The sequence below is a fragment of the Alcanivorax sp. S6407 genome (assembly GCF_023016115.1).
GTDB lineage: Bacteria > Pseudomonadota > Gammaproteobacteria > Pseudomonadales > Alcanivoracaceae > Alcanivorax.
This window is the reverse complement of sequence record NZ_JALKBH010000004.1, coordinates 182,434-205,697: the sequence shown is the minus strand read 5'-3', so window position 1 is coordinate 205,697 and position 23,264 is coordinate 182,434. Positions and strand designations below refer to the sequence as shown.

The 23,264-nt window shown below is 59.7% G+C and carries 7 protein-coding genes; all 7 read left to right on the top strand.

The window, feature by feature from the left end; translation table 11 throughout:
• The first annotated feature begins 8 nt into the window (after positions 1 to 8).
• The 7 genes from MWU49_RS10705 to MWU49_RS10675 all read left to right on the top strand — a co-directional run bounded on the left by MWU49_RS10705 (position 9) and on the right by MWU49_RS10675 (position 23,201).
• Positions 9 to 293 carry a hypothetical protein gene (locus MWU49_RS10705; RefSeq protein WP_246971904.1) on the top strand — a complete coding sequence of 95 codons (285 nt, stop codon included), beginning with the start codon at positions 9 to 11 and terminating at the stop codon, positions 291 to 293.
• 95 nt (positions 294 to 388) lie between these two features.
• Complete coding sequence (locus MWU49_RS10700; protein WP_246971902.1) at positions 389 to 1,111, top strand: MotA/TolQ/ExbB proton channel family protein; 723 nt, start codon at positions 389 to 391, stop codon at positions 1,109 to 1,111.
• Between the two features lie 10 nt (positions 1,112 to 1,121).
• Positions 1,122 to 1,613, top strand: coding sequence for a biopolymer transporter ExbD (locus MWU49_RS10695; protein ID WP_246971892.1), 492 nt, complete (start codon positions 1,122 to 1,124; stop codon positions 1,611 to 1,613).
• The gene (locus tag MWU49_RS10690; RefSeq protein WP_246971890.1) at positions 1,610 to 2,092 is read left to right on the top strand and encodes a biopolymer transporter ExbD; all 483 of its coding nucleotides are present in this window, start codon (positions 1,610 to 1,612) and stop codon (positions 2,090 to 2,092) included. Before MWU49_RS10695 ends, MWU49_RS10690 begins: the two co-directional genes overlap by 4 nt.
• 23 nt (positions 2,093 to 2,115) lie before the next feature.
• Positions 2,116 to 3,510: an AgmX/PglI C-terminal domain-containing protein gene (locus MWU49_RS17875; protein WP_246971888.1), complete on the top strand. Its 1,395-nt coding sequence runs from the start codon at positions 2,116 to 2,118 to the stop codon at positions 3,508 to 3,510.
• Between the two features lie 318 nt (positions 3,511 to 3,828).
• Positions 3,829 to 18,003, top strand: coding sequence for an isopeptide-forming domain-containing fimbrial protein (locus MWU49_RS10680; protein WP_246971885.1), 14,175 nt, complete (start codon positions 3,829 to 3,831; stop codon positions 18,001 to 18,003).
• Positions 18,003 to 23,201: an OmpA family protein gene (locus tag MWU49_RS10675; protein ID WP_246971883.1), complete on the top strand. Its 5,199-nt coding sequence runs from the start codon at positions 18,003 to 18,005 to the stop codon at positions 23,199 to 23,201. Before MWU49_RS10680 ends, MWU49_RS10675 begins: the two co-directional genes overlap by 1 nt.
• Positions 23,202 to 23,264: the final 63 nt, after the last annotated feature.

The following is a 23,264-nucleotide window of genomic DNA, read 5'->3' as shown; positions in this document are numbered from 1 at the left end:
AGGAGATCATGAGAAAGCTTGCTTATCTTTTCATGCTGCTAAGCGCCTTGCCTGCCTGGGTTCAGGCTGAAGAAGGCGGGCAGGAAACCAAGGAAATTTCCGGGATGTCGGTAATGGGGAATAACGATGCACCCAAATCCCTTTATATCGTGCCCTGGAAAACCTCGGAAATCGGGGTGGAAACAGATCTGACCTCCAGTTTGCTCAACGAGGACATGGTGCCGGTGGACAAGCCGGTGTTCATGCGTGAACTGGAGTTCTATCAGGTAAGTACGGAGGGGAGCGCTGAATAATTTCTGTTGGCGATGGTGTCGCAGGCAGAAGAGATTCAGGGCTTTCAGGAAATTCGCAAAACAATCAACCATCAAGGTCTGAGGAAGAGTGTGTCATGAACGTTGCAATTAAATTTTTCCAGGATGGCGGTTTCTGGATGTACCCGATCCTGATTGTGGGGATCATTGGTGGTGCTTTCGCCGTTGAGCGTTTCATCAAGCTCAAGCTTCTCGAGCGCGCCAACAAGCGTACCTGGGAAGACATCTACCCGCTGCTCAAGAAAGGTGAGTTCGACAAGGCTCGGCAGATGGTCGAGGCCAGCAACTCAGCCGTAGGTCAGCTGCTGACCATGGGTCTGGAAGTGCAGGGTACTGTGCGTCGCCGTGACGATATCGAAATCGCCATGGAAGAAGCGATGATGGAGATCACCCCGCAGCTGGAAGCACGTACGGTGTACATCTCCATGTTCGCCAACGTGGCCACCCTGCTGGGTCTGCTGGGTACCATTATCGGTCTGATTTCCGCGTTCGAGGCGGTGGCAAACGCCAACCCGGCGGAAAAGTCGGCGCTGCTGTCCAACTCCATTGCGATGGCCATGAACACCACGGCATTCGGTCTGATTGCCGCGATTCCGCTGCTGGTGTGCTTCAACATGGTGAACTCCAAGACTGCCGCCATTGTTGGCAGCCTGGAAATGATCTCCGTGAAAACCCTCAAGCTGATCAGCACCCTGTCCCGTCGTGGTTACCAGGCGACGCCGGCTTCCAATGAAGCAGACAAGCAAGAAGAAAAAACGGAAGAAGACGAGGGCGATAGCTCCGCCGAAGCCTCCAGCTGAGTGGTAAGTCATGGCACGCAAGACACATAAAAAGCAGCCGCCGGAAGCAGAACTGGACGTTACCTCGTTCATGAACCTGATGGTTGTCTTGATTCCCTTCCTGCTGGCTACCGCGGTGTTTTCCCAGGTGTCCATCCAGGAACTGAATCTGCCGTCCGGCTCGGGTGGCGCGGTTGCTGACAAACCCAAGGTCACCATCGAAGTGATGGTGCGCAAGGACGCTCTGGAAATCAGTAATGGCCGTTCGATCACTGATCGCTTTCCCAGCAAGGAAGGCGAATATGATCTGGCTGCGCTGACCGACGAGCTGCGTCGCTTGAAGGAAAAGAATCCGGAGAAGGAAGACGTGACCGTGCTTCTTGAGCCGGAGATCGAATATAACGACATGATCGCGGTGATGGATACGGTGAAAATCTACAAGCCGAAGAAAGAGAGCGACGATGCTCCTCCACCTGAAGCGGAAGTGTTGTTCCCGGATATTTCCATAGGGGATGCGCCATGAGAAACCAGCGTCGTATGCGCCGGTTGGCGCGAGTGGGTAACAAATCGGGCTCTGGTCTGAACCTGACCTCCCTGATGGATATCTTCACCATCCTGCTGCTCTATCTGCTGGTCAACCAGTCGGACACACCACTGGAGCCGCCCAAGGATGTGAAGTTGCCTGATTCCATTGTCGAGACCAAGCCGCGGGAAACCCTGGTGGTCACAGTGGATGCCAATCAGGTGATCGTGAAGGGGGAGCCTGTGATTTCCATGGCCGATGTGCTGGAAAGCAAAGGCATTATTGATCCGATTCGTGAGCGCATGGTGGAGATCCGCGAAAGTTCAATCGGCCTGGGTGCAGAGGAAGAAGAAGACAAGAGTACCGAGGTGACGATCATGGCTGATCGCAAGGTGCACTACAGCATCATGAAACGTGTGATGGCGTCATGTACGGCTGCGGGGTACACCAAGATTTCGCTTGCGGTTAATCAGAAATAATAATTTCCAGATTGGCAGATCCTGTGAATACATCATTAGCACGACGACAGCAGGACCTGATAGGGCAGGTAGAAAGCGAGCAACAGGCGCTGGCTGACCTTCAGGAAGAGCTGCGAAAAGTTGAAACCGAACTGACGGAAAAGGCGCCGCAGCGCCAGAAGTTTCAGCTGCTGGGAGTGATCTGTGAATCACTGGATCAGCTGCATGAAATGGGGGCTGCATCACTTTTCTGGGGTGAGGGGGTGTCCGAAGCGGAGCACGAGCAGAAGATTGCCCGTACCCGCGAGGTGGCCGAACAGTTCAATAGTGAGCTCAAGGTGCTTGATGAAGCACAGGGCTCGCTGCATGAAAAGCTGGATTGGCACCAGGGCAATCTTAATGAGCTCAACTTCCATCTGGCGGAAGTGACGGAAGAGCTCGAAAACTCCAAATACGATTTCGTCATCGAGCGTGATCAGAACGATGACAAGGTCTTTGTGGCGGGGCTGCTTCCCTGGTCGAAGACAGAAGAGGACGAAAAGCGTCAGCGCAAGGCGCTGCTGTTTTCCCTGGTGCTGATGTTCCTGATTGGCGGCATTCCAGCCATTTGGGAGCTGCCGCCGCCGGATCCGGACAGGGAAATCGAGATCCCCGAGCGTCTGGCCAAGCTGGTGAAAGAAAAGGCCAAGCCCAAGCCAGTGAAGAAGCCTGAGCAGAAGAAGCAGGACGAGGCGCCGAAGCCTGACGAGCCCAAGGTGGCGAAGAAGGAAGAGCCGAAGCCGGAAGAGGTCAAGAAGGCGCGCAAGACTGCCCAGACCAAGGGTGTGTTGGCCCACAGCGACATGTTTGCTGACCTGATGGATGACTCCATGACCTCCAACCTGGGGGCGGAAGCGAAGATCTCGGGCAGCAAGGCGACCGGTGCTGCTGCGGCGAATGGCGCTGCGGGTTCCCGGGCGTTGATCACGGCGTCTGCCGGTGGCAGTGGTGGTGTGGCTGCGTCCAGCGCGGTGAGTCGTGGTGGTGTTGGCAGTGGTGGCGGTAACGCCATCAGTGGCAGCGGGCTGTCCACTGGCCAGGTGCAGAGCGCCGTGGCGGCCAGCGTGAAGGAAAGTGCCCGTCCGCTCACCAAGGGCGCGGGGCCGTCCCGTACCGACGAAGAGATCCAGATTGTCTTCGACCGCTACAAGTCGGCGCTCTACCGGATCTACAACCGCGAGCTGCGTAACAATCCCAGTCTGCGCGGCAAGATGGTGCTGGAACTGGTGATCGAGCCGGATGGTTCGGTGTCCGCCTGCCGGGTGAAGTCTTCGGATCTGGACTCGCCGACCCTGGGACAGAAGATCGTCATGCGGGTGCAGATGTTCAACTTCGGCGCGAAGGAAGGTGTGCCGCAGACCAAGATCCTGTACCCCATCGACTTCCTGCCCGCGGGCTAATCGGGAGTCCGCCCCCTCTGGGCCGGATCAGGCATTCGTCTGATCCGGCTTTTTTATGCCTGCAACTCCTTGATTTCTATTGCGGGTTGCCGCCTGTCCCATGCAAAAGACTTCTTATCATTTTTTAGAGAAAAGCCGGCTAAACGGTTGTTTCCCCTGAAAAAGTGCGCGTCGTATCACGGTATTTTTACTAGTATTTTCTTAGACTTCTCGGTCCAGATGGCTTTTTTTGCCAGTCGAAAATAACACTAAAGTTTTAAGCAGGGCGTCGCGTTGAAGAAAGAGCTTTTGCTGAGACGTACGCTGAAGGATGGGGAAATGTCGCCAAATCAGCTTTTGACCATTGGTCTCAGGCAATTATTTGCAAATGGTTCAGTGAAAGCCTCTGGCGAGGTTTCAGTAGCGTCTGGTCGCGGTTGGTCCCGTCCTGTTCTGCTGCAGGCGCTGTTTGCCCTGTTTCTGCTGGCCCTGTCCAGCGGTGCCCTGGCAGCGTCTTTTAGTGTTTCTGACTTCGCGGTACCGGCCAGTGATCCGCTGGATGTGTTCAGCTGCGAGCTTGATGGTCCCGGTGCTGTTGCCACGGATGGTCGAACTTTCTCGCCAGGTGACCAGCTCTCCATCGACCGCTCCTGTGTGGTCAAGAACTTCACCTGTGATGATCCGCTGAACTCCACCCTCAACTTTGCCAGCCATACCCCCGGCACCCTGATCATTTTCGAAAACGTCTGTTACGGCGGTAACTTTGCTTGTGCCAACGTGGAAGGCTCTGCCTTTGTCTGGGCGGTAAACGGCTCCGATTTCAGCTCGGTGAAACCCGGCTGTCAGGATCTGATCATCCCGGTGGAAAAGATCGAGAAGTCCGCCACCGACCTGGCTGACAACCCGATTAGCTCTGTGAGTGTGGGGGTGCCCTTCCGTTACACCCTGGATATTCCGGTACTGTTCGATCCGGTCAGCGGCACCATTATTCCCGGTTACGGTTCCCTGAATGAGCTCGGCAACATCGTCATTACCGATGACATGACCCCGGGTACCCTGGGTGTGGACCTTGAATTGCTGGATATCACGGCATCCTGGGGACCGGCAGGGAGCCCCACAGGGACGACCATGACCCCGGGCACAGATTTCACTGTGACCAGTAGTGTGGGTAACCCCAGTACCCCGGGTGTGCTCACCTTCGAGATTCTCAATCCGGAGCCGCTGGCGGCAAATAACCAGATTCACATTGCCATTGATGTGATGCTGACGGATGACCCGCTCAACAATATCGGCAAGTCCTTCATCAATGTGGCCGAGTGGGAGTTTTCCCGACTGATTGACGGCACCCTCTATGATCCGCTTCCCGGTGAGAACGGGGTGGCCGAGCTGCTGAGTATTTCCCGCCCGGATCTGCAGGTAGAAAAAACGACTGACTCCACAGCGGTCAACTTCAGTGACATGCCGGAGTACAGCATTTTCGTCCAGAACGTGGGCGGTGCACCGGCCTGGAATATCCTGGTGGAAGACCAGATCCCGCTGGAAATGCGTGACTTTGATCCGACCACTGCGCTGACGGTCACCATGGCGGGCAATCTGCTCGATCCCTCGGATTATGATCTGACTTACACCACCAATGGGCCCAACGACGGCTTGCTGGAAATCGAATTGCTGGATTCCGCCGGTGGGCTTAATGCCAACGAAATTTTGCGCATCGACTACACCAGCCAGCTGGATCAGCCGGGTGGCAGCAATGTGCCTGCGAACGGGGTTGAACTCACCAACGTGGCTGCCGCCACGTTCTGGGCCAACGATATCAGCACCAACACCAGCCGGGTGGAATACACCGGTCCTCGCACCGACGGTACAGAGGACACAGCGGATAATCAGGATTTGGCCTTTGTAACTGCCGCGCTGACCGGTTACTACTTCGAGAAAACGGTCAGCAATGTGACCAGTGGTATCTCCCCCGCGTTTGCTGCCATCCCGGGCGATCGTCTGCGTTACCGGGTGCGCTTGTTCAACCTGGACCAGGAAATCTATAACGTCTCCATCACGGATCAGCTGGATGCGACGCGTTTTGATATCAGTTCCGCCGCGGTGGATCCGGCTACCTGTCCTGCCGGTGCAACGGTCTGTGCATTTGATGGCTCCGGCCTGTTGACCGTTTCCGGTGCCATTGATGTGGCGCCGAGTTCCGCCCAGCAGTCCATCGCTATCGAGTTCGAGGTCGACCTGCTGGATACCCTTGCCGATGGCGATGTGGCCAGTAACCAGGCACAAATGACCGCCGAGGACGATCTGGCCAATCCAGTCAGCGCATCCAGTGACGACCCCAACGTCAATGGGGTGGTCAACCAGGCAGATCCGGGCTCGCCCGCCAGTGATCCCACCAATATCACTATTTTTGCTCCGGGTGCTTTGCTGAAGGAAGGTCCGGCGGGCCTCACCGAAGCGCCCATCGGTGAAATTTTCGAATACACCTTCACGGTCCCGCAAACGCCGGTAAATGCCCCGTTGTTCGACGTGCAGGTACAGGATGCCCTGCCGACGGCACTGGTGCCGACCACCATGCTGGCCACCGCCACCGTTATTGATGGCACCGGCACGCCCACGGGTACCACCTACACCCTGACCGTCACCGATACCGGTAGCGGTTATATGCTGTCCGAGAACGTGACCGGCCTGGATCTGGGCGCCAACGAAAGGGCGCAGATCACCCTGGAAGTGCAGCTGGCCAATATCCTTGCCAACCAGGATGGTGTGAGCTTCAGCAATACGGCCACCTATTCCTACGCACGCATTAACGGTGCACCCCAGAGTGACCCGGCGGGTACAGAAAGCACCACGGCGCCGATTACCATCGTGGAGCCGGCAGTCACCGCCACCAAGTCCGCCATCAACCTGGACGGCAACACCCCGGCCCAGGGCGGAGATACCCTGCAATACACCGTTACCTTGTCCAGTAATGGCTCCTCCACCGCCTTTGATACTTCGATCTTCGATACCCTTCCGGCTGGTGTGAATTATGTGCCGGGTTCAGCTGAGATTCTGCTGAATGCAGCGACGACCCAGGTGGATCCAGATGTGACTGCCGGTGTACTCACCTGGGGGGCGTTGAATGGTGACGACAGCCTGGATATCCCGGTGGGTGAAGATCTGGTGCTCACCTATGAAGTGGTGATCAACAGTGCGGTCACCGGCGATCTGATCAACCAGGTGGATGTGCAATGGCAGTCCCAGGACGGCGCGGTTGACGGCGAGCGGAACGGTGCCGATGCGCCGGATGCGGCAGGTCTGAACAACTACTTCACTTCCGCCACCAGCACCGTGGCCTATGCGGATAACACTGCTTTCGCCAAAGCGGTCCAATCCGACACCTGGAATGATGGTGGCACCCTCAGCACGGATCTTGACGGCATCGTGCGGGTGGGCGATCAGCTCACCTATGCCCTGACTCTGAGCCTGCGAGAAGGTCTCACCGAAGCAGTGACCATTGCGGATACGCTGCCGGCCGGCCTGGAAGTGGTCAGCACCAATTACATCAATGCGGCCAATATCACCTTTACACCGACCAGCGAACCGCTGGCCGGCGATCGGGGTGCCATCAGCTGGCTGCTGGGCGATATCACCAATACCCCGGATGCCGATGACACCAACGACACCCTGGTGATCGAAGTGGTGGCGCAGGTGCTGGCCAATGATCCTGACACCTTGGCCCAGCTTGATACCCAGATCATCAATAACAGCGCCGAACTGAATTACACCGGCGCCGCTGCGCCGCTGCCTACTGGTGCGATTCCCGCCACCGTGAACCAGCCGGTGATGAGCGAGATCACCAAGGTGGATACCCTGGGTGGCCGCACCGGCTCCGGCACCAATGCTGATCCCTACCAGGTGGACCTGGCCGCAGACACCATGCAGTTCCAGCTGGAAACCTGTAACAACGGTGATGCGCCGGCCTATAACCTGACCATCAGCGACAGCCTGGCGACCCAGTTCGACGAGAACGATCTGGCCGCCGCCCCCACGGTGCAACTGGGCGCGGCCACGCTGACCGCCGGTACGGACTTTACCTACACCGCCCCCGCTGTTCGTGGTGGGGCCTTCAATATCGTGCTGGCTGATGCCCGCCCGGTGGATCCGGATGTGTGTGTCACCGTCAGCTATAACGTCGGCTTCTACACCGACGTGACCACCACCACCCCCTGGAGCAACAGCGCGACCCTGGACAACTACTGGTCCCTGCCGACCAGCAGCGGTCAGCAATACGCCGGCACCACGCCGGCAGAAGTGTGGATGGTTAACGCCAGCAATCCGCAGGTGCCGGTAAAAGTCATTACTGGTCAGGCCGATGGCGAAGTGGTGATTGGCGAGCAAGTGACTTACACCATCACTATTCCTGCCGACAATATTGTCCGTAATAACGTGGTGGTCACCGATACCCTGGCCGATGCCCTGGTTTACGATCCCGCCCTGGTGACTGTCACCGTGGGAGGCGTTGGTGCAGCCTTTACGGACAACACCGCGGGCCAGGCTGTCAGCCTGGCGATTACGAATCCGGTACCGGCGGGGCAGGACGTGGTGGTTAGCCTCTCCGCTGTGGTCGCCAATACCGTGAATACCAATGCCGGTGTCACCTTCGACAACACCGCGACCTATACCTACGACGGTCTGGCGACACCGCTGACCAGCCTGCCGGCAGGCAGCCTGTTGATCGTCGAGCCGCTGGTGGCGCTCACCAAGACAGGGGATCTTGCCAGTGTTACCGCTGGTGATGTGATTACCTACACCGTCAGCCTGACGGCTGCCGCCGATCCCAACAATTCCGACGCCTTTGATCTGGTGCTCACCGACACCCTGCCGGCGGGCCTGGAGTATGTAGCCGCGTCCGCCACCGTGGGCGGTGTTGCCACGGAGCCGAATGTCACCGGCGACCCGCAGTTGCTCACCTGGCCAGCCATGGACATGGTTGAAGGTGCCAGCGTGGATGTGGTTTATCAGGTGCTGGTGCGCGACACTGTCGCTGCCGGGGATACCCTGACCAACAACGCTGAAGCAGCCTGGACCAGCATCACCGGTGCAGATGCCAACGAGCGGGATGGTTCCGATACCGACACCGGTGGCGTGAACGATTACTACGCCACCGACAGCGCCACCGCCACCGTGCCGGATGGCACCCTGTTGAGCAAGGCGCGCACTGGCGACACGTTCAATACCGCCACTGATGACCTGCGCGTGGGTGACCGGGTGCAGTTCGAACTGCGCATCGCGCTACAGGAAGGCACCACCAATGGTCTGGTGCTCACCGATACCCTGCCCACCGGGCTGGCCTTCGAAAGCATGGTCAGCGCGGACTTCTTCGGTACGGTTGAAAGCCCGGTGGTTACCCCTGCCGCCATTCCGTCCCAGAGCGGTCAGACCCTGACCTGGACTCTGGGCAACCAGACCAACCCGGCCGACGGCAATGCTGCCAACGATTTCCTGGTGCTGGTCTATGAAGCCCGTGTCGAGAATCTGGACACCCTGAGCCAGACGCCGACCACCCAGCCGCTCACCAATGCCGCCACCCTGGATTACACTGTGGCCAGCGGGCCTGCCCCGCAGCAAACCGCGAATGCCAACGTGCAGGTGCTGCAGCCGGATCTGGCCATTACCAAGACAGCCAGCGCCGCCGGCGGTGACACCATCGTGGTGGCCGGCGAAGTGGTCACCTACACCGTCGCCATCACCAACAACGGTGATGCCCCGGCCTATGACACCGTGCTGCAGGACACCCTGCCGGATGGCATGCGCCTGGCCGGTATCACCACCGCCAGCATTGATGTGGACGGTAATGCGCGTCCGACCCTGGCGCCGACCTACAATGTGGTCACCGGGCTGGCCGAATGGGATTTCGGCAGCGAAGCGGTGGGTGTCTATGACATTCCTGTTGGCAGCACGCTGACGGTGGCCTACACCGTTGCCGTGGATCCGTCGGTACCGCCAAGCCAGACGCTCACCAACAGTGCACTGGTGACGGATTACTATTCCTTTGATGACAGCGATGTGCCGGCCAATGGTGCGCCGGCTGACCGCGAAGATTACGGCCCGACCAATACCGACATGGCCACGCTGACCACGCCGGGTCCGCTGTCCCTGCAGAAAGAAGCGTTGGCTACCCAGGCCACCATCGGTGAAGAATTTACCTACCGCATCACTGTGCCGGAAACGCCCACCGACACCGCCCTGTTTGATGTGCGTATTCTCGATAATCTGGCTGCCAGCGGCGTGGATCTGACCTTCGTCAGCGCCACCGTGGTCTCCGGCGGCGCCTGGACGCTGACCAACACCGGCACGCCCACCAACCTGATCATCGAAGATACCGGCAGCGGTATCGACATCGCGGCCAACAGCCAGGCGGTGATCGACATTACCGTGTCGGTGGACAACACCACCAATAACCAGGCGGGCGATACCGCGGTCAACACCGCGTCCTACACCTTCAATTCCATCAATGACAACGACCTGACCCAGGTCGCTGCCCCCGGTGGCGCCAACGATACCGCTGCACCAGTCACCCTGGTGGAACCGCTGCTGACCATTACCAAGACCGCGGCCAACGTCACTGCTGGCAAGGCCGCTACCGATCCGGCAGCCGGTGGTGACACCATCGAATACACCGTGACCATCCCCAATGGCGGTAATGCCACGGCCTTCGATACCACTGTTACCGATACCCTGCCCACCGGGATGGCGCTGGTGGCCAATTCCGCCACTGCGCTGATCAATGGCGCGGATCCCGGCTTCACCGCGACCCCCACCTCCACTGCGGTGGCGGGTGGTACCGAGCTGGTGTGGGGTGAAGATAATGGCGGCGACGGCAGCCTGGATATTCCGGCTGGCCAGAGCCTGGTGATGACTTATCAGGCCATCGTTACCGATGCGTCCATTCCGTCCTTGCAGAACAGTGTGCTGGCCGACTGGACCTCGCTGGATACCGGCATTGCTGGTGAACGAACTGGTGACGGCTGTCCGACCATTACCCAGCCGAACGATTACTGTACCGCCCCGGCCACTGCGACCGTGGTTACCGAAGACAACAACGCCCTGGCCAAGATCGTCTTTGCCGACAGCTGGGATGACGCGCCGCTGAGCACCGCCAATGATGGCATCCTGCGGGTGGGTGACACCGTTACCTACGAACTGGAGCTGCTGCTGCGCGAAGGTGCCACCAATGCTGTGGTGGTCTCCGATACCCTGCCGGACGGTCTGACCTTCGACAGCGTGGTGTCGATCAATGGTAATACCTCTGCGCCCTTCGCTGCAGTGGCGCCGTTCTCTCATGCGGATATCCCGGCACCCACTGTTGCCGGTCAGACGGTCACCTGGAACATCGGTGACATTGTTAACGCGGTGAACGGTGACAGCACCGACAATACCTTTGTGATCCGCTATAACGCAGTGGCAGACGTGAACAATCCGGCCACCGCCACGCCCTCCACGGTGCTGACCAACGATGCGTCCTTCTTCTACGACGGCACCACCACAATCACCGACAGTGCCGATGTGGAAGTGCGTCAGCCGGTCATTGTGTCCGTCACCAAGACCGACGATCTGGGCAACAGCTACCCGAGCAGCACTTCGCCGCTGACTGTGGATATCATCAACGACACCATGCAGTTCTCCCTGGAGGCCTGTAACGATGGTGGCTCCACGGCGCCGGCCTACAGCCTGCAGCTGGTGGATACCCTGGCACCGGAGCTGGATGAAACGTCTATCACCACTCCGGTAGTCACTATCAATGGTGCTGCCCAGACTGCCGGTGCCGGCTACACATACACCGCGCCTGCCGGCAGCGGTGGCGACATGGTGTTCGATCTGGTTACCCCGGTGAACCCGGGCCAGTGTGCGCTGGTGGAATACAGCATCGGTTTTGTGGACACCACTCCGGCCAATTCCCTGTGGAACAACAGCGTGACGGCGGCCAGCTACTGGTCGCTGCCTGCCGCCAATGGTGAACAGTATGCGGCGGTGGGTCCGGCCGAGTTCTGGATGACCAACGCCAGCACCGATCTGGTTCCGGTGAAGACGCTGGTGTCTCCGCTGAGCGAAGCCACCATTGGCGAACAGGTGGTCTACACCATCACGGTGCCGGCAGCGAATGCGGCTCGCCCGGGCGTGATCGTCACCGATACCCTGTCTGATGCCCTGGTGTACGAAGCGGCTGCTACTACGGTCACTGTAGGCGGCAATACCGTGGTACCCACCGACAACAGCGCAGGCCAGAACATCAGCCTGACCATTGGCGATGTGCCCGCCGGTCAGGAGGTAGTGGTAACCCTCACTACCCACGTAGCCAACACCGCCAATACCAATGCCGGCGATGTATTTGATAACAGCGCCAGCTATGACTACACCGGCAATGCTGCTGGCCTGCTGACCAGCTTGCCTTCTGCCTCGCTGACCATCGTCGAGCCTCTGCTGACCCTGACCAAGGCTGCCGATGTGGCCACCGCTGTAGCCGGCGATGAAATCACCTATACCGTGAGCCTGACTGCCACCTCCGGGGCCAACAACTCGGATGCCTTTGATCTGGTGGTGACGGATTCCCTGCCGGCCGGCCTGGAGTATGTGACCGGCAGCGCTACCGTGCTGGGTAATCCGCTGGAGCCCGCCGTGACCACTCCGGTCAATCCGGATGAGCAAGTGCTCACCTGGAATGTGGCTTCCATGACCGAAGGGGCAACTGGCCAGGTGGTCTACCGGGTGCTGGTGCGTGACACCGTGGCGGCTGGTGACGAGCTGATCAACAACGCCCAGGCCACCTGGACCAGCCTTGCAGGTGTGGATGCCAACGAACGGGATGGCAGCGATGGCGTGGGTGGTATCAACGATTACGTGACCACCGATACCACCACCGTCACCGTGCCGGACAACACCACCCTGGCCAAGGCCCGGGTGACCGACACCTTTGATCCTGCCGTTGACGATCTGCGAGTGGGTGACCGGGTGCAGTACGCCCTGACCATCGGCCTGCAGGAAGGCACCACCAACGACCTGGTGCTGGAAGATGTGCTGCCCACCGGCCTTGTGTATGAAGACATGGTCAGTGCCGACTTCTTCGGCACACCGGGCACAGCAACGCCGACAGTGGCAGGTCAGACCCTGACCTGGAACCTGGGTAATGTGACCAACCCGGCGGACGGGGATCCGGCCAACGACTTCCTGGTGCTCACCTATGAAGCGCGGGTGGCCAACCTGGATACCCTGAGCCAGACGCCGACCACCCAGACCCTGACCAACACGGCCGGACTGGATTACACCGTGGCCGGTGCGCCGGTATCCACGGCAGATGCGTCAGCGTCCAGCAATGTGCTGCAGCCGCTGCTGGGCATCACCAAGGCGGTGGATGTGACCAGCGGCGTGGCCGCCGGCGACACCCTGACCTACACCGTGGCCATTACCAACACCGGTGATGCCCCGGCCTATGACACGGTGCTCACCGATACCATTCCGGATGGCCTGCGAGATGCCAGTGTCACCACCAGCTCCATCACCCTGGTGAACGCGGGAACCACCCTGACCAACCTGGCTCCTGTCTTTGATCCGGGCACTGGCCTCGCCACCTGGGACTTCGACAGCGGTGTGGCCGATGCCTACACCATCCCGGCAGGCGAGACCCTGCAGGTGGTCTACACCGTCCAGGCGGATGCGGATCTGGGCGCCAGCCTGACCCTGGAAAACAGTGCCCTGGTCAGCGTGTACTACTCCTTCGATGACGAGGCGGTTCCGGCTGGTGGCGTAGATACCGAGCGTGAGGATTACGGTCCGGTTGGACCTGCTGTGGCGACGACGATCTCGCTGGGTTCCGGTGCGCTGCAGAAGAACATCACCCAGCCCACTGCGGCCATTGGTGAGCAGTTCACCTACGAGATTCTGGTGCCGGCTACCCCGGTGAACATTGCCCTGAGCAATGTGCATGTGCTGGATGATCTGACTGCCTCTGCCGCCGTGCTGGAATTCGTCAGCGCGCAGTACTCTCTGGATGCCGGTGGCAGCTGGCTGCCCATGAGTAATGTGGGCACCGCCACCGCGGTGGATCTGGTGGATCAGACTTCCGGTCTTGGTGTTGATGTTCCTGCTTCCGGCCAGATGCTGGTGGAGATCACCGTGCAGCTGGCGGATGACGCTACCAATGTGGCCGGTCTGACCTTCAACAACACCGCCACCTATAACTACGACGGCTTCACTGGCGATCCGGCGACCCTGGCCGATGTGTCCGAAGACATGACCATCGTGGCGCCGACCCTGGTGATGACAAAGGATGGCCCTGCCTCTCTGGAAGATGGCGTGCTCGGCACCTTTACCCTGAGCGTGCAGAACACCGACCTCAGCGCGACTGCCTGGGACATTACCCTCACTGACCACCTGCCGAACCTGGCCTCTGGTGGCATGTGCGATGTGGCACCTGTGATCACCGACGTGAGTGTGTTCGAGTCCGATGGCACCACCCTGGTGAATACCCTGGCAGTGGGCACCGATTACACGGTGAACTTTGCCCCCGGTGCGGGCGCTCCGGATCCCTGCGTGTTCACGCTGGTGGGTGAGAGCGCCAATGCCGCAGTGGGTCCGGAACAGATTTTGGTGGTCACCTACACTGCGGAACTGGATGCGGGTACTCCGGCTAACGTGGACCTGACCAACTTCGCCGGCGCCACCGAATGGTTCAGCGCCGATGACACTGCACCGGTCCGCGCTACCTTTACTCACACCCTGCAGGATGTGATTGAGGATGTGGCCGATCCGCAGGATTACCACACCCTGACCACCGTGCCGCCCACCATGGTCTTCGAGAAGACCGTGGCGGTGCAGGTGGATGCTGACGGTGATGGCCAGCCGAGCCCAGGTGACACCCTGCGCTACACCATCGACGTGACCAACCCCAGCAATGTGCTGCTGCAGGACTTCTCTGTGGTGGATGATCTGGGTGCACTGAATGCGGAAGCTTACTTTGTGCCGGGTTCCCTGGTGGTGGTTGATGCTGCCGGCGGCGTGGACAACTCCGACGCCAATGGTGGCACCAATGCCCAGGGTCTGCTGGACATCAGTGGCCTGAACCTGGATGCCCAGGGCACCGCGGGTGAAAGCATTCAGCTGATCTTCGATGTGACCCTGGTAGATGCCATCGACAGCGGCACCGTGGTACTCAATCAGGGCCAGCTGAACTTTGCCGGCAGCACCCTGCAGTTGTCTGATGATCCGGCTATCGGTGGCACGGAAGATCCGACCCCGATCACCATCCTCTCCGCGCCGCAGATGCAGGTGCAGAAGGTGTCTGCGGATATCACCGGCGATGCCACCGTACTCAGCCCCGGCGATACCCTGCGTTACACCCTTACCGTGGTGAACATCGGCAATGAAGATGCCATTAACACCTTCCTGCGCGATGCCATCCCGCAATTCACTACCTATGTACCGGACAGCACCACGCTGAACGGCGTCGCGGTGGCGGATCCGGCAGTGGGCATCTCTGCGCTGGAAAGCGGCATGCTGATCAATGCCCCGGGCAACACCACCCCGGGCGCCATGGATGCCGATGCGCTGGCCGGGGCTGATGCCACTGCCACCATCGTCTTCGATGTGGTGATCGACAGCGATGCGCTGCCGGGCACCCGTATCGTCAACCAGGGCTTCGTGGCCGCGGACGGTGCCGGCGGTACGCCAATCCTGGAGCAGCCTTCCGATGATCCTGCCACTGCGGTGGAAGATGATCCCACCGTGGATATTGTCGGTGCCCTGCCGCTGCTGGATGTGCAGAAGACCGTGGCCATTGCGGCTGGCGGCGATGTGAACGGCAATGGCGCTCCGGATCCCGGCGATACTCTGGAGTACACCTTCACGGTGACCAACACCGCGGATATTCCGGCCAGCAATGTGATGCTGATGGACCAGATTCCGGCGGGTACCACCTATGTCGCTGCCAGCACCACGCTGAACGGTGCTGCTCAGGCTGACATCAGTGGCGCCTCACCGCTGGTGACCGGCATGCAGATCAACTCTGCGGGCGAAGCGGCCGGTGTCATGGCAATCAACAGCAGTGCCACAGTGACCCTGCAGGTGACCATCGATGCGGCCACTGCGCCGGGCACGGTCATCGTCAACCAGGGCACCCTGAGCAGCGATCAGCTGCCGGATGAACTGTCTGACCAGGACGGTATCGATTCCAATGGCGACCAGCCCACCGAAATCACCGTGGGCGAAGCCCAGCAGGTGTCCATCACCAAGAGCGTGATTGTGGTCGGCGGTGGTGCCGCCTTGCCGGGCTCCGAACTGGAGTACACCGTGCAGGTCACCAACGAAGGTCTGGTACCCGCTACGCAGGTACTGATCACCGATGACGTTTCCCTGTTGGGACCGGATGTATCCTATGTGCTGGATTCAGCCCGCCTCAATGGTGGCGTGGCTGGTGTGAATGTGGCCGCTGATGTCATCACCGCGGATTACGGTACTGCCTACGGCGATCTGGCGCCGGGCGACAGTGCGGTGCTGCGTTTCCGCGTGCTGCTGTCCGATACCATCGCTTCCGGTACCACCATCACCAACACCGGGGTGGTCACCTGGGACAACGCCAATCAGACTGCCAACAGCAGTGTGACCACCCAGGTTGGTGCCATTCCGGGCACCGCCACCCTGAGCGGTTACCTCTGGAATGACGTGGACTTCGACAATATCTTCGATGCCACGGAAACGCCGCTGGTGGATTGGGAAGTCCAGGCATGGCAGAACAATGTCCAGCTGCGTACCGCCCTCTCTGGCAATGATGGCAGCTACAGCATTGTCGGTTTGCCGGAAACCCAACCGGGCGACACCTACGAGCTGCGCTTCGTAGCACCGGGTGCCACCGCCACGACGGCGCCGTTGGGTTACACCGATTCTGACCCGGCCTTCACCGATGGCCTGCAGGTGATTACGGATATCACCGCCGCGGCGGACAGCCTGGTGGCCAACCTGAACCTGCCGATTGATCCCAACGGTGTGGTGTACAACTCCATTACCCGTGAGGCCATCGCCGGCGCCATGCTGACCATGGTGGACAGCAGCGGCAGCGCACTGGTGGACAGCTGCTTCGACAGCACCGTCCAGCAGGGTCAGGTGACTCTGGCGTCCGGTTTCTACAAGTTCGATCTGAACTTCAACGGCGCCAACTGTCCGTCTGGTGGCGACTACCGCATCGTGGTGACGCCGCCGGCGGGTGCTTTCACTCCGGGTGAATCCACTGTGATTCCGCCGCTCACCGGTGAACAGACTGCCGCCTACGATGCTGTGGTGTGTGCGGCTGATGCCATCGGCACCACCGCCGAGTGTGAGGCGCAGGTCTCTGCTGCCGCGCCGGGCACCACCGTGGCAGCCAGCAGTCCGCTGACCGGTTATTACCTGAACCTGATGTTTGCCGGTGCGACTGCGGATGATCGCCAGATCTTCAACAACCACATTCCGCTGGATCCGGAGCTGGGTGGCGCGGTGAGCATCACCAAGACCGCGTCGGTGCTGAATGTGAGTCGCGGCGAGTTTGTGCCCTACGTGATTCGTATCAACAACAGCTTCGGCAGTGACCTGTCGGATCTGGCCATCGTCGATAGCTTCCCGGCGGGCTTCAAATACGTGAAGGATTCCGCACGGCTGAATGATCAGCCGGTGGAGCCGGACGTGGATGGTCGCAATCTGGTCTGGAATGGTCTGAACCTGACGGCCAGCGGCCAGCATACGCTCAAGCTGCTGTTTATCGTTGGTGCCGGTGTGGGTGAGGGCGAATACGTCAACCGTGCCCAGGTGTTCCAGGCACGCACCGCGCGCATCTCGCTGGCCAATGCCGATGCGGTTTCCGGTGAGGCTCAGGCCACGGTACGCGTGGTGCCGGATCCGGACTTCGACTGTACCGATGTGATCGGCAAGGTCTACGACGACGCCAACATGAATGGCTATCAGGATGACGGCGAAGCCGGCCTGCCCAATGTGCGTGCGGTGACTGCCCGTGGCCTGATCGTCACCAGTGACCAGTACGGCCGTTTCCACATCACCTGTGCGGTGGTGCCGAACGAGCTGCGCGGTTCCAACTTTATCCTGAAAGTGGACGATCGCTCGCTGCCGTCCGGTTACCGTCTGACCACCCCGAACCCGCTGGTCCGTCGTGCCACCCGAGGCAAGATGATCAAGTTCAACTTCGGTGCCGCCCTGCATCGGGTGGTGCGTCTGGATATCGCCAACCCGGTGTTCGAAAAGGACAGCACCGAGATGCGCCTGCAGTGGACCACTCGCATGCCGCTGCTGATGGAGCAGCTGGTGGAGAAGCAATCCATTCTGCGCATCGCCTACATGGCCGAAACCGAAGATGAAGGCCTGGTGGATGATCGCCTCAAGGCCATGAAGAAACGGATTGCCCGTCAGTGGGCTGAATTGGGGAATCCCTACGAGCTGGTGATAGAGACGGAAGTCTTCTGGCGAACCGGCGCGCCTCTGAAAGGAGGTAGCAAGTAATGAACAGGCTTACCGTGCTGACCAAAACAATGAAAACGCTGTCCATGCTGGCGGGGCAGACACCGGATCTTCGCACCCTGGGGCGTGCAGGCGCCCTGACCGTGCTGATGATCGGTGCGCCATTGCAGCTGCAGGCAGAAGAGCAGACCGATACGGTGGCAGAGCAGCAAACGGCTCGTCCCGAGGTCCGGGAAACTGCGCCACTGGGTGAGGCCGTAGAGCGGCAGTTGCCCCTGTATGTGGATTACCAGACATGGGTGCAGGATCCCAGCCGCTACGAGCAGAACCTGGGGGACCGCATCGAAACGGTCACTGAGGATGTGGAGAACCTGCGCACCATCAAGCTGACCGATGTGGTGCCGCCGATTCGCTACCAGTCCGGGGTATCTGAAATTCCGGCGGAGTATGTGGAGCGGCTGCGTAGCGTGCTGGACAGAATGAAGGGGCGCATGAATGTGCGTCTGCATTTCGTAGGCCATTCCGACAATGTGCCGCTGTTCGGTGCCCTGCGGGCCCGCCTGGGAGACAACACTGGACTGTCCCGTGAGCGTGCCGGTGCGGCGGCGGAATATTTCCAGGTCGCTCTGGATCTGCCACCGGAGTCCATTTCCTATGAAGGCATGGGCGAAAGCCAGCCGCTGGCGTCCAACGACACCAACGCCGGGCGTGCTGAAAACCGTCGGGTGGAAGTGGAAGTCTGGTACGACGAAGTCGAGAAAAAGACCGTCGAGAAGGAAGTGGTGGTTGAGGAGAAGCTCAACCGGGTGAAGGTCTGCCGGGTAGAAACGGTCTGTAAGCTGACCTACAAGGAAGGCCACTCCAAGCGTACCCGGGTGAAGAACCTGGTGCCGCCACTGCACTTCAACGAAGAATCCGCAGAGCTGCCAGAGTCTTTCCTGCGCCATATTTCCCAGGCGCTGGAAAACCTGGCCAACAAGCAGAACGTGACCATTCGCCTGATCGGTTACACCGACAACGCCGTTATCACCGGCCGCGATGCGCGTATCTATGGTACCCACGAAGGGCTTTCCAAGGCCCGTGCCCGTCGTGCTCTGCTGGCCCTGCAGGATGCCCTGGGACTGCCCAGCACTATGTTGGAAAGTACCGGTAAAGGCAGCGCCAATCCGATTGCTTCCAATGAAGCGGAATCCGGCCGTGCCCTGAATCGCCGGGTGGAAGTGGAATTCTGGTACGACGATATTCTCCAGTCCCTGTCCGGTGAGCCGCAGATGTGTCCGGAAGAGGCCGGTGCCGAGACCGTGACCCGTACCTATGATCCGCCCACTGGCGCCATCAAGCCGATTCTCTACAAGCAGGGTGATCCGGTGATTCCCGGCGGCTACATGGCACGCCTGGAAGGCATCCTCGCGGACGTGCAAGACAAGACCAATGTGCGCGTGCGTTTTGTCGGTTACACCAGCAATGAGCGTCTGGATCGCCGTACCGCCATGGTCTATGGCGATGATGTGGGCCTGTCCACCGCCCGTGCCCGCCGTGTCATGGAAGCCGTGAGCGAGCAGCTCAAGCTGAGCGAAGAACAGACCGAGTGGGAAGGTCGCGGTCATGTGCAGACCGATGATGTGGTCAATGCCGGTTTTGTGGAATCCGACGTCTCCCGCGTGGATGTGGAAGTGGTCTATGACGAGCTGGCGATTCTGGATGATCTGGACGGTGTTGATATCCAGCGATTGACCCGGGAAGTGGATATTGCCAATCCTTACGCGCTCAACCTGATGCGCATCAGTGTGGACGGCAAGGCGATCGACGATCCGCTGAAAAGTTCTGCCGACGTGCAGCGTTGTACCGACGTGGCACTGGAACAGGCGGACATCCAGTTCAAGTTCGACAACCTGGACATCAAGCCGCGCCTGAACGTCACCGCCTGGCCGAACACGGTCATGCGCGAAGATAACCCGGACACCGAAGGCCCGGACAACCTGGTGCAATTCCGTGCCTACAGCAACTACCCGGCCTATCTGGAAAAGGCGGAAGTGCGTCTGTTCGAGCTGGGCAAGTCGGTTCGCGATGAGCCGCTGGCGGTCATCGAGCTGCCGGTGAATGGTGATGCGGAATGGCAGGTGGAACTGGATGAGTCACTGACCTCCAATACGGATCTGCGTTACCTGCTGCGGGTTTACGACAGCGAAGGTCGCTACGATGAAACCGCACCGCAGACTCTGTGGGTGGTTAACAAGCTGACCGCGGACGATCTGGCCGACAAGAAAGACGAGTACCTGACGCCGGATGAAGAACTGAAAGTGGGCTACGGCGAGAATCGTCTGGTGCGCTCCGAGATTCCGCTGGATGGCGGCACCATCCGCGTCTACGGCAGTGAAATCCCGGAAGGCCGTGAAGTATTTGTGGCCGGTCGCAGTGTGCCCGTTGCCACCGAAGGTGAGTTTGCGGTGGAAGAGATCCTGCCGCCAGGGCTGCATACCGTGGAAGTGGCGGTGATCGATAACGAAGGTAACGGTGACCTGTTCCTGCGTGATCTGGAACTGCAGAAAAATGATTGGTTCTACGTGGGTGTGGCGGATGTGACCGCGTCCTATGGTGAAACCGATGGCCCGGCCAAGCTGGTCACCGATGATGAATACTATGACGACAAGTTCAATCTTTACGGTCGTCTGGCTTACTACACCCGCGGCAAGTTCGGTGACAACTGGCAGCTGACGTCCAGTGCCGACACCCTGGATGGCCCGGTGGATGACCTGTTCTCCGGCTTCATGGACAAGTCACCGGATGCCCTGTTCCGTCGTATTGATCCGGACTACTACTTCCCCACCTACGGTGACGACAGCACCGTGGAAGATGGCGCGCCGACCCTCGGCAAGTTCTATCTGAAAGTGCAGCGTGATGATGACTACGGTATGTGGGGTAACTTCCATACCAGTTATCTGGACACCACACTCGCGCAGGTGGACCGCAGCCTGTACGGGGGTAAGTTGCACTACGAATCCGCCGGCGTGACCAGCTTCGGTGAGCAGCGCTTCATGATCGATGGCTTCGTCGCCGATCCGGGCACCATTGCCGGCCGCGACGAGTTCCGTGGCACCGGTGGCTCGCTCTACTACCTGCGTCACCTGGATGTGCTGGAAGGCTCAGACCGGGTTCGTGTGGAAGTCCGCGACAAGGATTCCGGCATTGTGCTGGCAGTGAAAAACCTGGTGCCGGGTATCGATTACGATATCGACTATCTGCAAGGCCGGGTGATGCTCAACGAGCCCCTGTCGCCGAAGATGGCTGATGAACTGCTGGTTTCCACCGATGCTGGCAGTGGCAACGATGTGTTCCTGGTAGCCCGCTACGAGTACACCTTCAGTTTTGAAGATACCAGCGATCTGTCCCAGGGTGGCCGGATGCACTACTGGTTCGGCGACCATGTGAAACTGGGCCTGACCGGCAGCAACTCCAGCGAAGAAGGCAACAGTGATCTGGGCAGTGCCGACCTGACCTTCCGCAAGAGTGCACGGACCTGGTTGAAGACCGAGTTTGCCAGCACCGAAGGCTCCGACAATTCGACCTTCTTCTCCACCGATGGCGGCTACAACTTTGCCGGTGTCAGCAATGGCGCGCTGCCGGGTGAAGACATCACCGCTGATGCCAACCGTGTGGACGCCAGTGTCAGCTTCCGTGAAGTGTGGGACAAGGCCTGGGACGGCACCATGACCGCCTATCGTCAGGAAGTGGAAGCCGGTTATTCCGCGCCGGGCCAGATTACCGCCAAGGACACCGAGCAGGTGGGCGCCACCGTCGTCGTGCCGGTGACCGAGCGCACCGATGTGACCGTGAAGGTAGATACGGTTGAGCAGGAACAGGGTCTGGAAAGCAGTGCCGCCGAACTGAACGTGGCCCAGCAGCTCAACGAGCAGTGGCAGGTCAGTGCCGGTGTGCGTCAGGAAAAACGCGAAGACAAATCCGTGGTGGTGCCTTTGACCCAGGTGGAAGGTGACCGCACCGATGTGGTGTTGCGTGGTGACTATGATTCCCTGGATCGCTGGGCGGCCTACGGTTATGCCCAGGGCACAGCGTCCAAGGATGGTAACCAGGAAGACAATGGCCGTCTGGGTGCCGGTGGTGAATTGCGTATCACTGATCGCTGGCGCACCAATGGTGAAGTGTCCGGTGGTGATCTGGGTGTCGGTGCCCAGGCCGGTACCGAGTTCCAGGTGTCCGATCGCAGCAACCTGTACCTGAACTATGCGCTGGAGAATGAGCGCAGTGACAATGGTGTGCGTGCCCGTCGCGGCAACATGGCCACCGGTGTGCGCAGTCGTTATTCCGATACCACCAGTGTGTACCTGGAAGAGCGTTACACCCATGGTGATGTGCCCACCGGCCTGACCCATGCCACCGGTATCGATATCGCTCCCAACGACCGCTGGAACTACGGCGCGAGTCTGGACTTCGGTACCCTGCGGGATCGCCAGACCGGCGCCGAGCAGGAGCGTCAGGCCTTTGGCGCCAAGGTGGGCTACGGCCACAACGCAGTGCAGATGGCCAGCGTGTTCGAATACCGTATCGATACGCTGGAGGCGCCTGACCTGTCGGATTCCGAGCGCAAGACCTGGCTCACCAAGAACAGCCTCAAGTACCAGTTCACCCCGGACTGGCGCCTGATTGGCCGTCTCAACTACTCCGACAGCCAGAGTTCATTGGGTGACTTCTATGATGGTCGCTTCATCGAAGCCATCTTCGGCTACGGTTACCGTCCGGTGTACAACGACCGCCTCAACCTGCTGGCCAAGTACACCTACTTCTACAACCTGCCCACGGCGGATCAGGTGACCGTGAACAACACCAGCACCGAGTTCATCCAGAAGAGTCACATCCTTTCCCTGGATGCGATCTATGACCTGACCCGTCGCTGGAGCATTGGTGGCAAGTACGCCTACCGTCTCGGCCAGATCAGCCAGGACCGGGCCGATCCGGAGTTCTTCGACAGCCGTGCCAGCCTGTATGTGGCACGCATCGACTGGCACTTCATCCGCAAGTGGGATGCCACCATCGAAGGGCGTCTGCTGGATCTGCCGGACGCTGAAGACAGCAAGAGCGGTGTGCTGACTGCGATCTACCGTCACCTGAACGACAACATCAAGTTCGGTGTGGGCTATAACTTCAGCACCTTCTCTGATGATCTGACCGATCTGGATTACGATCATGAAGGGGCGTTTATCAACCTGGTGGGCAAGATTTAAAAGCAGCTGCTAGCGACGAGCTGTGAGCTACGAGGCGCGGAAGAAGTTGGGCGGTAAACGTCG

Coding starts and splice junctions, on each gene's coding strand:
- MWU49_RS10680 (WP_246971885.1), top strand. CDS start 3,829: ATGTCGCCAAATCAGCTTTTGACCATTGGTCTCAGGCAATTATTTGCA.
- MWU49_RS10690 (WP_246971890.1), top strand. CDS start 1,610: ATGAGAAACCAGCGTCGTATGCGCCGGTTGGCGCGAGTGGGTAACAAA.
- MWU49_RS10695 (WP_246971892.1), top strand. CDS start 1,122: ATGGCACGCAAGACACATAAAAAGCAGCCGCCGGAAGCAGAACTGGAC.
- MWU49_RS10700 (WP_246971902.1), top strand. CDS start 389: ATGAACGTTGCAATTAAATTTTTCCAGGATGGCGGTTTCTGGATGTAC.
- MWU49_RS10675 (WP_246971883.1), top strand. CDS start 18,003: ATGAACAGGCTTACCGTGCTGACCAAAACAATGAAAACGCTGTCCATG.
- MWU49_RS10705 (WP_246971904.1), top strand. CDS start 9: ATGAGAAAGCTTGCTTATCTTTTCATGCTGCTAAGCGCCTTGCCTGCC.